General features: G+C 41.2%; 12 protein-coding genes. 9 read left to right on the forward strand and 3 right to left on the reverse strand.

Annotation, left to right across the window (positions count from 1 at the left end):
• Positions 1 to 49: 49 nt before the first annotated feature.
• From HUS61_RS07100 to HUS61_RS07110, 3 genes are all read right to left on the reverse strand, one after another.
• Positions 50 to 943, reverse strand: coding sequence for a cation diffusion facilitator family transporter (locus HUS61_RS07100; protein WP_175081642.1), 894 nt, complete (start codon positions 941 to 943; stop codon positions 50 to 52).
• A 248-nt stretch (positions 944 to 1,191) separates the two neighbouring features.
• Positions 1,192 to 3,126 carry a methyl-accepting chemotaxis protein gene (locus HUS61_RS07105; protein WP_175081643.1) on the reverse strand — a complete coding sequence of 645 codons (1,935 nt, stop codon included), beginning with the start codon at positions 3,124 to 3,126 and terminating at the stop codon, positions 1,192 to 1,194.
• Between the two features lie 229 nt (positions 3,127 to 3,355).
• Positions 3,356 to 4,321: an AraC family transcriptional regulator gene (locus tag HUS61_RS07110; protein ID WP_175081645.1), complete on the reverse strand. Its 966-nt coding sequence runs from the start codon at positions 4,319 to 4,321 to the stop codon at positions 3,356 to 3,358.
• A gap of 97 nt (positions 4,322 to 4,418) precedes the next feature.
• Here HUS61_RS07110 and HUS61_RS07115 point away from each other — a divergent pair, with 97 nt between their 5' ends.
• From HUS61_RS07115 to HUS61_RS07155, 9 genes are all read left to right on the forward strand, one after another.
• Positions 4,419 to 4,739: a DUF962 domain-containing protein gene (locus tag HUS61_RS07115; RefSeq protein WP_175081646.1), complete on the forward strand. Its 321-nt coding sequence runs from the start codon at positions 4,419 to 4,421 to the stop codon at positions 4,737 to 4,739.
• Positions 4,740 to 4,748: 9 nt separating this feature from the next.
• Positions 4,749 to 5,498 (forward strand): class II aldolase/adducin family protein, encoded by a 750-nt coding sequence (locus HUS61_RS07120; RefSeq protein WP_220094645.1) that lies wholly within the window; start codon positions 4,749 to 4,751, stop codon positions 5,496 to 5,498.
• A 9-nt stretch (positions 5,499 to 5,507) separates the two neighbouring features.
• Positions 5,508 to 6,395 (forward strand): bile acid:sodium symporter family protein, encoded by an 888-nt coding sequence (locus tag HUS61_RS07125; RefSeq protein ID WP_175081647.1) that lies wholly within the window; start codon positions 5,508 to 5,510, stop codon positions 6,393 to 6,395.
• Between the two features lie 256 nt (positions 6,396 to 6,651).
• Complete coding sequence (locus tag HUS61_RS07130) at positions 6,652 to 7,557, forward strand: GGDEF domain-containing protein (RefSeq protein ID WP_175081649.1); 906 nt, start codon at positions 6,652 to 6,654, stop codon at positions 7,555 to 7,557.
• Between the two features lie 122 nt (positions 7,558 to 7,679).
• Positions 7,680 to 8,633, forward strand: a complete 954-nt coding sequence (locus HUS61_RS07135) for a slipin family protein (protein WP_054562473.1) — start codon at positions 7,680 to 7,682, stop codon at positions 8,631 to 8,633.
• A gap of 8 nt (positions 8,634 to 8,641) precedes the next feature.
• Positions 8,642 to 9,094, forward strand: coding sequence for an NfeD family protein (locus HUS61_RS07140; protein ID WP_175081650.1), 453 nt, complete (start codon positions 8,642 to 8,644; stop codon positions 9,092 to 9,094).
• Between the two features lie 103 nt (positions 9,095 to 9,197).
• Positions 9,198 to 10,034 carry a patatin family protein gene (locus HUS61_RS07145; RefSeq protein WP_175081651.1) on the forward strand — a complete coding sequence of 279 codons (837 nt, stop codon included), beginning with the start codon at positions 9,198 to 9,200 and terminating at the stop codon, positions 10,032 to 10,034.
• A gap of 88 nt (positions 10,035 to 10,122) precedes the next feature.
• The gene (locus tag HUS61_RS07150) at positions 10,123 to 12,321 is read left to right on the forward strand and encodes a carbohydrate-binding family V/XII (RefSeq protein ID WP_175081652.1); all 2,199 of its coding nucleotides are present in this window, start codon (positions 10,123 to 10,125) and stop codon (positions 12,319 to 12,321) included.
• A gap of 200 nt (positions 12,322 to 12,521) precedes the next feature.
• Complete coding sequence (locus tag HUS61_RS07155; RefSeq protein WP_175081653.1) at positions 12,522 to 14,147, forward strand: methyl-accepting chemotaxis protein; 1,626 nt, start codon at positions 12,522 to 12,524, stop codon at positions 14,145 to 14,147.
• Positions 14,148 to 14,171: the final 24 nt, after the last annotated feature.

Below are 14,171 nucleotides of genomic sequence, written 5' to 3' on the forward strand. Positions count from 1 at the left end.
CTTCATAGTGATACCTTTAAATTAAAAGAAAATTAAACTTTTTGCCACTTTAATTAACATGGTGGCATTCATGACTTTCTATTTGCAGCACACTTTTTCCAATTTTAAAGCGCGATTGCAATAGTTTTTCGACCTTTAAGCGACATGCTTCGTCATGCTTTTCAACGGTACAATGCTGTTTTAAAACAACGTGCGCGCCAACAATAATGTCTTTGTCTTGGCGCATTACCGTGACATTATGAACATTTTTTACATGTTCAACCGAAGCGATACTTTGTTCAATATCAGCTACATTCGGCAGCTTACTTCTATTTTCAAGTAAGCCTTGAATACAACGAATGATCACTTTAACCCCAGTAAATAAGACAAAGGTAGCGATCAACATACTCGAAATAATATCAATTTCGGCCCAGCCAGTTAAGTGGATTAAAATACCAGCGAAGAAGGTTGAAACCGTTGAAATTAAATCAAAAAACGAGTGTAAAAACACCGCATACACATTAATACTTGCTTTGCGCCCTTTGTATAGCACCCATGCTGCTGCACCATGAAACAAAAAACCAATAGCTGAAATGACCGACATTAAATAGCTATTAATTTGTAAATCATGACCATCGCTATGATGAAGGTAGCGCTCACCCCCTTCATAAAGAATAATTAAGCTAATGCTTAAATATAAGATGCCATTGATCAAGCCACCCGTGAGCTCTGCGCGCTGGTAGCCATCATTAAAGTTTTTCGCGAAATATATCGCCATGCTTGAGGCAATAAGCGCGATGAATAAAGAACTGTTATGAACAAACAAATGCCCAGCATCAGCAAGTACAGCAAGCGAATTCGAATAATAGGCGCCAATAACCTGTATCACCATAAACGAGCACGTTATGGCTAAGGCAATCAACAAGCGGCGTCTAGATGCTTGGTGTGTTGTAATATCTGTCATGAAGAAGTGAAATACCTATCAGCTGGAAATGCGGTAATGATATAAAGTCTCAATTGTAATACGCAGCGCACTTAAACGCACTAAAAACTTAGTTAATAGTCCCTTTTTGAAAGTTTTTTGCACGATGTGTTACTAATAAGAAAGGAATTAGCAGCAAACAAGTAAACTGAAACACTCACTTGTAATAAGGCGTTAACAACACATGCTGTTAACGCCTTTTACTCGAAGCAGATTTAAAAAGCAGGCTATTAAACTTTAAACTGACTGACTAAATCTTTAAGGTGCTGAGCACGCGATAATAAGCTTTGCGTACCACGCTGTTGTTGCTCAGCGTTATCATGTATTTGCATTGCACTGTCTGAAATATCATGAGCCGACTGATTGATATGCTCAACCACCGTGCCCTGCTCTTCTGTGGCTGCTGCAACTTGGTGATTGCCTTGGCTGATAATCTCAAACTTCTGCTGAATAGACTGAAGTGCAGACACTGCAATATGCGTAAGCTCAGTCACTTTTTGACTACTTTGCGTACCTTCGGCAATCGCTTCTTGTGATTGCAATGATGAGCTTTGTAAACGCGAAATCTGTTCTCGAATTTCAGAAGTCGATGTTTGCGTACGCTGTGCAAGTGAGCGTACTTCATCAGCGACGACCGCAAAGCCACGACCTTGCTCACCCGCTCTTGCCGCTTCAATTGCCGCATTGAGTGCCAATAAATTAGTTTGTTCTGAAATTGCATTGATTACTTCAACAACCGAGTTGATCTCAGCTGCTTGATTTGCAAACTCACCGATACTTTTATCAACCGTGATCAAAATGTCATTCAGTTCATTCATGGTTTGCGCTGTGGCAGCCATACTTTGATTGGTTTGCACGGTTTCTCGTACCGCTTCTTCCGTGTCGCTTGCTGTGCGATGAGCAATATCAGACACCTCATTAATAGTTTGCCCCATTTCTGTAATAGCTGTAGCAACTTGATCGGTTTGCGCGCGCTGATCTTCGGTAGCAACAAAGGTTTTGTTGGCAAAGTTCGCAAGATCGTCAATCCCCTCTCGCATCGCTTGCTCGGTGACACTGATTTCATCTACCAGCTCGGCTACTTTACCAATAATGGCATTAAAGCCCTTAGCAAGATGTCCCAGCTCATTATCAACACTGTCATCTAAACGTTTTGTTAAGTCACCGCCGTGGCCTGCCATACCAAGTAGCTCGTCACCAACACTGCGAATTTTCTTACTTAGCCAATTAGCAAAATAAAGTGTAAGCACCAAAAAGATACCCGCAAGCACGACACTTACGATAATCGACATCCAAACGACTGTATTAATCGCGCTTGATATCTCTTGCTTAGGCTGAACCGCTACAAGAGTAAGGCCTGTTCCTTCAATTGGCATAACCCCAGCATAAACATCTTCATCTGCGAGCTCGACTTGCGATAGAGTAAAGCCAGTATGTTTACTGCTCAAAAAGCTTTGTAATGCGCTTAATGAAGCGACGCTTGTGACTTGTTTACCAATATAAGCATCGTTTGCGTGTGCAATAATTCGCTTGCTGTCATCAATTAAGAATAAATACCCTTGCTCACCAATTTTACGCGACGTAACAATGCTAGAAATATCTGAAATATCATAACCAAGCCCCGCCACACCGAGTCGTTGCTCTGCAATTTCAACCAAGGTGTTAACGTATAAAGTGAGGTGTCCACCCTGCTCACTCACATCTAAAGCGAGCGCTTGGCGTTTATCTGAGCTAATAAAGTCAAAAAACCAACTGTCTCTTGGCTCACTTTGTGAGATTGATTTGAAAAAGCCGTCTTGTGTGTAATAACTCATTGAGTTTTTGCTTACCCAAAACACTGATGATGCACCGCTTTTTCTTTGTAAGTCAGCAAAGTACGCCATGACACGCTGATGAATTGGCGAGCTTTTCTCACCTTCGCTCATCCACGTATGCAGCATTTGGTTTTCAGCTAACGACTGTGACACAGAGATGGGGTAACGCATTTGAGCGTCAATTTCGGCAGCAACTTTACCCACAGCGTCAGGCAATAATTGCTTTTCTGTTTGTTGGTAATAAAGCCGAGAGAATTGGCTGGTATTGATTAAGGCGCTAACCACAGTGACAACAAACAATGCAATTAACACAAAACTAATAAAAATAGTGCGCAGCGATAGATTTCGCATTCAGCAAGCCTCATACTTAATGGTGGAGTTTTGGTTTTAGATCATCCTTGCGTCCTATCAATAATTTTAGGTAACAAGTCGGTGTTAAGCAATTGCTATTTAAGCTTTTACTGTTGTTTTTGTATGAATAATTATCAAACTCAAACAGAATAGGAACAACCGCCAACTTGTACCTTTTTACTAGTTAAAATAATAGCTACAAACAGCTCACTGAAAAAAGCCGTGCTTATTATGACCCTGCTATTATTGCCATTTTTTGCTTGTAGGTTTTTGGCGACATGCCATACCAGCGATGAAATGCATGATGAAATGCACTAATTTCAGAGTAGCCACATAAAAAGGCGATCTCAGTAACTGAAAGATCTGTTTCGTTTAACAATGACACACTTTTTTGCTGTCTTAAACTTGCTAATTCGTTACTAAAACTTGTGCCCTCTTTTGCAAGACGCCGCTGCAGCGTTTTTTCACTCATATTAAGTGCTTTTGCCATTGCTTTACTGGTGATTTGGCCTTGAATTAAATGCTCCTCAAGTAAAATTCTCAGTACCTGCGTCACATTCGTTTGTGTCACCAGTTTCATCTGGCTTGATAACACAGGTTCACTATCGGTATTTTCGCTAAAAAACAGGCTATGGGTCGTTGCGCCGTATTCAATTTTGCAATTAAAGTGCGTATTAATCTCACTGTGTGGCTCTTTACGCTGCAAGCAAATTCGCGTTGGGTGCCAATCTTTTCCCTTTACAGTGCGCGCTATTTTTACACAAAACGCCATGGGCGCTTCGTAGCTTAGCAGTGACATATCCCGCTCACCATCACTAAAGTTAAAGCGAAGTTCATACTCACTACCGTGATCAATCAAAGACACATTATGTGTATCACCCATCAATCTTTGATAACGCAATATCAGCCGAAAAGCACTCAATAACTGTGTTGACTGAATAATCGCCATGCCTACCACAGGAATAGCGCGTACATTCATGTTACTGCCAACATAAAGACCTAAATGGGTGTTTGGTAACATGGCTTGCGCCTGCTTCCAAAGCATACTGACACTGGCTTGTGGGTATCGGGCTGTTTGGCTACTTAATTCTGCTAAAGGAATATTTGCCGCTGCAAACAATTCATTAATTGGTAAACCCTGCCATTTAAACGACTCAGCCATAGCACGTAGCCACCAGCTTGATAAGGTTCTCATGCGCGTCCTAAATAAACAATTCAATGACCTATATTATCAAGTAAATAAAAGAATAAAAGCCTATTGTTAACCTGTAATTAACAACGGAGACAACAATATGGGCACTGTAGCAAGTAAACGCGAGTTCGCGAGCTTTAAAGAGTTTTACCCCTATTACTTACAAGAACACAAAAATAAAGTCTGTCGACGCTTACATTTCATTGGCAGCTGGTTTGTTTTGGCTATTTTGTTTGCCGCTATTTATCAGCAGCAATATAGCTGGCTAATTTTATGCCCAGTTGTGGGCTATGGCTTTGCTTGGGTTGGTCATTTCTTTTTTGAAAAAAATCGCCCCGCTACTTTTACACACCCTTTTTATAGCTTTATTGGTGATTGGGTCATGTTTAAAGACATTATTATTCGCAAAGTACCATTTTAGGAAAACACCATGACCATGAAACACACAGTATCAGAGCAAGAATGGCAAGCCCGTGTTGAGCTCGCTGCCGCGTATCGCCTAGTTGCTTTATATGGCTGGGATGATTTAATTTTTACCCATATTTCAATGCGCGTTCCCGGCACAGACAACGAATTTTTGATAAACCCGTATGGCATGATGTTTCACGAAATTACCGCATCAAGTCTTATCAAAGTAGATCAACAATGTAATAAGCTGCATGACAGCGAATACCCAGTTAACCCTGCGGGGTTTAATATCCATAGTTGTATTCATATGGCGCGAGATGATGCCCATTGCGTTATTCACACCCACTCGCTCAATGGCACGGCAGTGTCTGCCAACAAAGACGGTTTATTGCCTATCTCTCAGCAAGCTGTTGTTGTGCACTCAGGTTTGGGTTATCACGACTACGAAGGCATTGCCCTTAATCCTGCAGAGCAAGACCGTTTAGTGAATGACCTCGGCACGAATAACTTTCTAATGCTACGTAATCATGGCCTATTAACTGTGGGTAAAACGGTCGCTGATGCATTTTTGTTTATGTATGTTTTTGAAGCGGCATGCGCTGTACAAACTCGTACATCACAAAATACCGAACAACTCGTACAAGTACCTAGCGCGATTATTGATGGTATCAAAGGGCAAACAGAAATTGCTACTAAGGGACTGGGTGGCGCAATTGCTTGGCCTGCCTTACTGCGCTTACTCGACAATAAAAGTCCGGGTTACGATCAATAAGGATATACCATGCAAATTGATATCATGACTAAAATAGTGCTGCCTTTAGCCCTATTTATCATCATGTTTGGCATGGGCTTAGGGCTTAAAAAGCAAGACTTTGGGGCATTATTTATCAGCCCCAAAGCACTTTCAATAGGCTTAAGCTGCCAACTACTGTTATTGCCAAGCGTTGCGTTTGTATTAGCAATGAGCTTTACCTTGACCCCAGAGCTCGCTATAGGTTTGATTTTAGTGGCTTGCTGCCCTGGCGGTGTGACCTCAAACCTTTATACCTATTTATTCAAAGGGGATGTTGCGCTGTCAATAAGTCTAACAACGCTAGCAACATTTATCTCACCCTTTACCTTGCCACTGATTATGCATTTTGCCATGCAAACATTGAGTGTGCCGGGCCACGAATTCGCTTTACCAGTGATTAAAACCATAGTGCAAATGCTGATGATAACGGTACTTCCTGTTTGCTTAGGAATGGTATTTAATCACTTTAAACCCCATTTGAGCTTGAAAATAGAACCCTTTATACGTCGTTTTTCGAGTGTATTCTTAATTGTGATAGTGCTTAGCATTATTCATAAAAATGCTGACCAAATGCTGAGTTTTTTTGCGGCCAGTGGCATTGCAACGCTGACATTAAACCTCAGCACGCTGTTACTAGGGCTGTTTTTTGCAAAAATATCGGGCTTAGATCACAAGCAACAAATGAGCATTGCGGTTGAAGTTGGGCTACAAAATGGCACTCTTGCCATTTTAATTGCAAGTACCTTAATAAATAATGCCGCTATGGCAATTCCTGGTGCAACTTATAGCTTATCAATGTTTGTGACGGGTTATATTTTTTGTCGCTTATTTAGCGCGCATCATACAAAACACCTTGCCATTCTCAACAAAGCATAAAAGCCAAAGTGATGACTAAAAACAAGGAAGTTTTTAATCACAAAGTAATAAAAAATAGTTAAAAATTGGGATTACCAAACGAGTCTAAGACACACCTAATAACAAAGTTCATCACCCATCCTAACTATTAATTTTTTATTTATTTTTCATAACTATACCTAAATCATTAGTTATAATTTTTGCTCTGTGGTCAGTCTTGTTTAATAAGATATTTTCGTTCACTATCAATTTATGGCTTGTTATATAGGGACATATTGTGGCCGAACTTAATAACTCTAAATTGCCCGTTCATGTTGCTGAATTAAAGTTTGCACTTGATAACGTACCCGCATACGTTTACATAAAAAATGAGCTCGGGCATTACGTTTATGCTAATAAGCTTACCTTGGGTTTATTTGCTTGCTCTGAGCAAGAATTACAGCATAAAAGTGATGTGGACTTTTTCCCAATTCCTGACGTAAAAAAGCTAGCAAAAATAGACAAGCGGGTGCTCAGCGGTGAGCGTACTCGTGAAGAAGTTGAGCTTACCTTTCCTGACGGACACCAATATATTTTCTGGGAAGTGAAAACCCCTATTATTTGCGACACAGAGCCTAATAAAGTCATCGGCATTTTAGGTATTGCAACAGACATTACCGAACGAAAACACCTTGAAGAACAACTCCTCTATGCTGCCTCCACCGACCCGCTAACTGAACTTTTAAACCGCCGCTATTTTTATATTCGCTTATCGCTTGCGTTACAAATGAGCAAGCGCGACCAAAACTATGGTGCAGTAATATTTATCGACCTTAATAAGTTTAAAAAATTAAACGATCAATATGGCCACAATACCGGCGACGCTTATCTTGTTGAGATTGCTGAAAGAATGAAAACCGTTGTGCGCGAAAAAGACTGTTTAGCCCGCATTGGTGGCGATGAGTTTGTTGTATTACTTGAAGGGCTAAGCCGAAATGAGCAAACAGCCAAACAAAATGCCTATCGCGTTGCCGATAAACTGCAAACAGCCATCGAAGTTGAGTTTATTCACCAAGATCTTAACTATAAGGGCTCAGCCAGTGTTGGCGTCACCATGTTTTTAGGTACACAAAAAACAGCCGATGAAATTGTGGCGCAAGCTGATCAACACATGTATTTGATAAAACATGCACTGAATTATTAATACAATGCATAAAGAATAAAACTGCACTTAAATAGGTAACGATTACAAATCAATAGCGTGCTTTGCTTTGTGGTGGTAATCTGAGCAGTGAAAAATAATATTAATTGTATTAAGGAAAGTACATGGACCCCGTTTCTAGCATTTTAGACCTTTTGTTAAATGTAGAAGTCTTTCTTCTAATTTTTGTTTTAGTGCTACTAAAAAGTAGCGTTAAATTTGTGCCGCAAAATCGTGCCTGGTTAATCGAGCGTTTTGGTAAGTACCATTCGACCAAAGAAGCCGGCTTAAACTTTATTGTGCCATTTATCGACCGTATTGCCGCTGACCGCAGCTTAAAAGAACAAGCGCAAGATGTGCCTTCGCAGTCTGCTATCACCAAAGATAATATCTCGCTTATCGTCGATGGTGTGCTGTATTTCCGCGTGCTTGACCCGTATAAAGCTACGTATGGTGTTGATGACTATGTATTTGCGGTTACTCAGCTATCGCAAACAACGATGCGTTCTGAACTTGGTAAAATGGAACTAGATAAAACCTTTGAAGAGCGCGACATGTTAAACACCAACATAGTTACCGCGATTAACCAAGCATCTGAGCCTTGGGGTATTCAGGTTTTACGTTACGAAATTAAAGATATTGTGCCACCTAATTCTGTAATGGAAGCCATGGAAGCACAAATGAAAGCTGAGCGTGTAAAACGTGCGCAAATTTTAGAGTCTGAAGGTGACCGTCAGTCTGCCATCAACGTGGCTGAAGGTAAAAAGCAAGCCCAAGTCCTTGCTGCCGAAGCTGAAAAAGCCGAGCAAATTTTACGCGCTGAAGGTGAAGCGAAAGCGATTATCGCCGTTGCTGAAGCACAAGCAGATGCACTGCGTAAAGTAGGTGAAGCCGCCGATACAGAGCAAGGTCAAAAAGCAATTCAACTCGACCTAGCCACTAAAGCCATTGCCGCTAAAGAAGCAATTGCTCGTGAGTCATCTGTGGTATTACTTCCTGAAAGTGGTACTGACGCAAGCTCGCTTGTAGCTCAAGGTATGTCTATTATTAACTCTTTGAATAAAAAGCAACAAAGTTAGGTGGGCTGATGGCATTTTTAGATACCCATTTAGCCGAAGCACTGATGATTATAGGTGTTATCGCGCTAATTGTTGAAGTTGCTGTACTGGGTATGAGTACCTATGTACTACTGTTTTTAGGCTTATCTTTATTTGCCAGTGGCTTACTAATGAATATAGGTCTACTTGATACGACTTACACTACCGCGCTTTGGAGCAATATCGTGTTTACTCTTGGTTTTGCTCTCGTGCTTTGGAAACCTCTCAAACGCATGCAGGATAAAACCGATACTAAGCCGATACATAGCGATTTTGCTGAGCTTACCTTTGTCGTTAATGCCGATGTTGATGATAAAGGGTTAACCACACATCAGTATTCGGGTATTACATGGCAATTAAAAAGTCAGTCTCCCATTGCTGCTGGTAGCACAGTAAAAGTAACCGACAAACAAGTTGGTGTACTTTGGGTAGAGGCAGTATAACTCAGCAATAGCTAAATCTCATTTAGAGTCAAAACTCTATTTAGTTTTGTAACCGTGTTTGCTATGGTTAGAAGCACTCACGGTTACAAGCAAGGTTGCGAAAATGAACAATAATAAGGCACTCGTTGTAGAAGGTGGCGCAATGCGTGGTATTTTTGCCACTGGCGTACTAGATGCTTTTATTCAAGCCAATTACCAACCTTTTAATCAATGTTATGGTGTTTCTGCCGGAGCCACTAACATTGCTGCCTATTTATGCGCCCAATACAAACGTAACCATGCAGTGATTACCGATTACTCTTGCCGACCTGAATTTATTGATTTTGTTCGTTTTATCAAAGGTGGCCACCTGTTTGATTTAGACTGGCTATGGCAAGAAACCATCCGTGATATTCGTCTAGATCTCGACACCTTCGAAAAACAAGCCAGTGAGTTTTATATAGTCACAACCAATATACAAACTGGACAGGCAGAGTACTTAAAAGCAAATGCAACACTTCTAGAAGAGCAATTAAAAGCCTCTTGTGCGCTGCCGATTGCTTATCGAGAATTTCCTGTTATCAACAATTTGCAACTCACTGATGGTGGCGTGGCAGATTCTATTCCTATTCGTAAAGCATACGAGATGGGTAATAAAGAAATCACCGTTATTTTATCTCAGCCTCTTGGCTATAAGAAAAAGCCTTCAAAAGCGCCTTGGTTCGTTAAACGTCTTTATAAAAACACCCCTGCATTAGCAGAAGCCACCTTAAGACGCGCAGAAAATTACAATCAAAGCATTGATTTTATTACCAACCCACCAAGCGATTGTAAAATTAATATTATTGCACCGCCACCCAACTTTGCTGTTGGTCGAACAACAAAATCATTTGAAAAACTCAGTGCGGGCTATGAAATGGGTTTAAATGCGGGCTCAAATTATTTAACTCAAGTTGCCTAAGCTAACGCTTTAAAAACAGGAACAATTTTTAAGCGTTTTTGATGGCATTGGCTATACTTTTAAGAGTTATGTTAGCCAAGGATTGACCATGAAACTCCCCCTACCTTTTTTTATTGCCTGCAGGGTTTTAATACTCTCTTTTCTGTGTTTATTTTCATTTTTTAGCCAAGCTATTGAGTGGCCTCAACAAGTGCAAACATCACAAGGCACACTCATTGTTTACCAGCCACAACCCGAGAAACTAAACGGTAATACTTTAACAGCCCGTGCAGCAATGTCATTTTCGGTTTCAGGCAATGACGCCGTGTTTGGCGTATTTTGGTTTAGAGCTAAATTAGATACTGACCGCGAAAACGATACCGTCACCGTTCGCAATATGACAGTCACCGATGTACGCTGGCCTGAATCAAAAGATGCAGGAGAACAAAAATTTACTGCTGTCGTTAATGAAGCAATAAAAGCCAGTCAATTCGAAACCTCGCTTTCGCAACTCACCGCCAGCCTTGAAAGTGCAGAAGCAGCAGAACAAAGTTTAACGCAGTTAAAAACCGACCCTCCAACGATTATTTTCAAAGAGCAACTGTCGGTATTATTGAGTTTTGATGGTGAACCTAAGTTTAGTAAAATTGAAAACAGCCAATATGAGCGTGCTTTAAACACCGCCATGACAGTGATTAAAGATAGCAAAAGCAAACTTTGCTATCTCACCGATGGGCAATTTTGGTATCGGGCAAAACAAGCCAAAGGGCCTTATGAATATACTCAGTCGCCACCGGCTGAACTTGTAAAAATGCTTCCTAAAGATACCGAAAGCTCAGATCTAAGTGCACCACCAGCCATTGTTGTAGCCACTAAACCCACCGAACTTATTGCAACTGATGGCGCAGCTAAATGGAAAAGCTTAACCGGTGGCGAGCTCATGTATGTGTTTAACACTGAAACCCCGTGGCTACGTGAAATGCAAACGAATAACATGTATGTCTTGTTATCTGGGCGCTGGTATCGCGCAAAACAACAAACAGGCCCATGGACATTTGTACGCGGCGACGAACTACCCGAAAGCTTTACCAATATTCCACCTGAATCAGATTTAGGGGGCCTCAGAGTTTCAGTTGCTGGCACTGAAGAAGCTGACGAAGCAGTATTAGATGCAAAAGTGCCGCAAACAGCGGCTATCAGCCGTAAAGACACCAGTTTAACTGTGTATTATGATGGCAAACCTAAGTTTGAACGTATCCCGGGCACGCAAGTTTCTTATGCCATTAATACGGATGCACAAGTGCTGCAAATTAAAGGCAAATATTATGCAGTCGATAATGCGGTGTGGTTTAAGGCAGATTCCGCACAAGGGCCTTGGCTTGTTGCTGATAGCATTCCAAAAGATAACATCGCAAAAATCCCTCCAAGTTCCCCCGTTTACAACGTCACTTATGTCGAGATATACGAGTCAACTCCTGAGGTTGTGTACGTTGGTTATTACCCCGGTTACATGTGGTCATACCCTTATTATGGCGTGCCAGTGTATGGAACGGGTTGGTATTACCCGCCATACTGGGGCGGTGGCTACTACTACCCTCGCCCACCAACTTGGGGGTTCAATATTGGCTATAACAACTGGACGGGTTGGTCGTTTGGCTTAAGTTGGAGCAATGGCTTTTTAAATCTAGGTATGAATTGGAATGTTGGATGGCCAACCCATTATCGACCTTATCATTGCTGTAATGGCTGGTATGGGGGTGGTTACCGCGGCCCAGTTATTATTAATAATGGCAACATCAATATTGGTAACAAAATTAATGTCGGCCATAAACCTGGCCACCATAATAAACAACCAAGGCATAATATTTATAAACGCGATCAGAGTAAGTCTCGTCTCGCTTCAAAGCAGCAAGTGAAACGCGATTTAAAAACAGCCATTAGCCAACGCGATAAAGCAAACAACGTGTTCGCCGACCAAAAAGGTAACGTGCTCAAGCGTGATGCCGATAAATGGCAACAACGTGTTGAAGGTAAATGGCAAACTCTCCCCGCTGATAAACAGCAACAAATCAAAGATCGGGCACAAAATATTGACCGCCAACAAGTGCAAAATAAATTGCAAAGCATAGATAAGAGTAAAGCGAAGCAAACATTACAGCAACGCCAGCATACTCAAAATAGGCAACAAAATCGTATGCAGCAATTAAATAGGGCAAATAGAGCACGTCAGCAAGGTATGCAGCGCCAACAGATGCGCCGCAATACACAAAGACAGATGCCTCGGCAAATGCCTAATCGCGGTCATTAATGTACAAATAGGAACAAAACAAAGCCAGTGTAAATACTGGCTTTGTTATCTTAACCAGAGCCAACGCCCCTCTGTGGCTACCTTTAACTCGTAATAGATATGTCTCTTAAGAAAAAGCCTGCAAAACAATTGCAAAAACTTGCTTAAAACTATTTCTCTATTAGTTTTAATACTAAGTCCTTACAAAATTTTGCACGCTCATGTTAAATAACTACACCGTTCGTACGCGATTAGCCGTCTTGGCTTTGTTACCGGTTACAGTTTTTGTGATCACCTCTATTTTTACAATGTCTATTATGTCGGGCATGGTAAAAGGCATCGACAGTTTGTATGACGATAGAGTCATCCCCCTTGAGCAGATAAAATCAGTATCGGACAATTACGCAGTTAGCATTGTTGATCTATTCCATAAATACCGCGCTGAGCAAATTTCAAAAACTGACTTTCTATCCGCCGTTGAAAATGCAAAAAATGTTGCTGATAGCAAATGGAAAAGCTACTTAGGGACCAAGCTAACCACAGAAGAGCAGCGCTTAGTTAATATCGTGGAAAAGAATCTAGCTGTAGTAGAAAGCGAACTAAGCACATTTTTAAACCAAGTAAAAAGTGACCAACTTAAAGCAGTACCTAACGAGGTATTCGTAAAAAATCTTTACGGTGTGTTTGACCCTCTCAGTGAAAGCTATCAAGGGCTAATAAGCTTACAAATCAATGAGGCTAACAAGTTCAAAAACGCCGCAGATAAAGATTTTGCTCAAGTCAGTATCGCTATGACTGCCTCTATCACTATATTAATAATTTTATTATTGGCTATTGCCTTTATTATATACCGCTCTATCCATAACCCATTGTTGTCGCTAAGTGAAACGATAGGTTCTATCTCAGAAAATGCCGATTTGCGTCTGCGCGCCAAAACCCATGGTAATGACGAAATAGCCCAAGCAGCAAACCACTTTAATACCATGATTGAACGCATTCATGCACTTGTAAATGATGTAACCAGCGCAACCCTCACCCTTTCATCCGCTGCAGAGCAAATGAACTCAATTAGTGACCAAGTTGCAAGCACTGCCACAGAGCAAGAACATCAATCGGCGATGATTGCCACCGCTATTACGCAAATGAGTAGTGCCATTGAGCAAGTGGCCGCAAATGCATTATCAACATCAGAAAAAGCCACTCACACTGATAAAACAGCCAAGCTGGGTCAGCAGTCTGTGCAAGAAAATATCGACGCAATAAACCGTCTATCACATATCGTTAATGCGAATACAAAATTAATCAATGAATTAAATACACAATCAACCGATATCAATCAAGTCGTTATGATGATCCAAGGCGTTGCAGAACAAACCAATTTACTTGCATTAAATGCGGCCATTGAAGCAGCACGGGCAGGTGAGTCGGGTCGCGGTTTCGCAGTAGTAGCCGATGAAGTAAGGCAGCTTGCACACAACACGCAAAAAGCCACAGCCAGTATTAACGAAATGATCAGTAAACTACAAACAATGGCGCAGCAAGCCGTTACCGCCATGGGCAATGCAGACGAAAGTGCTAAACAAAGTGTTGAATATGCAGAGCGCTCATCACAATTACTGACTGAAATTACTCAAGAAATGGCTCTTATCGCCGATATGAACAACCAAGTATCCACCGCAACGGATGAGCAAACTACTGTTGCTAACGAACTAAGTTGTAATATTAATGAATTTAGTAGTAGCATTTCACTGGTTAGCGAAAGCTCGCAACAAAATGCACAAGCCAGCCAAGAGTTGGCCTCACTGGCTTCGCGTCTACAACAGCAGGTGCATGTTTTCAAAGTATAGTCGTATAAACCTGCGCTCAAAAAA

The sequence above is a fragment of the Pseudoalteromonas sp. 0802 genome (assembly GCF_013350085.1).
Lineage (GTDB): Bacteria > Pseudomonadota > Gammaproteobacteria > Enterobacterales > Alteromonadaceae > Pseudoalteromonas.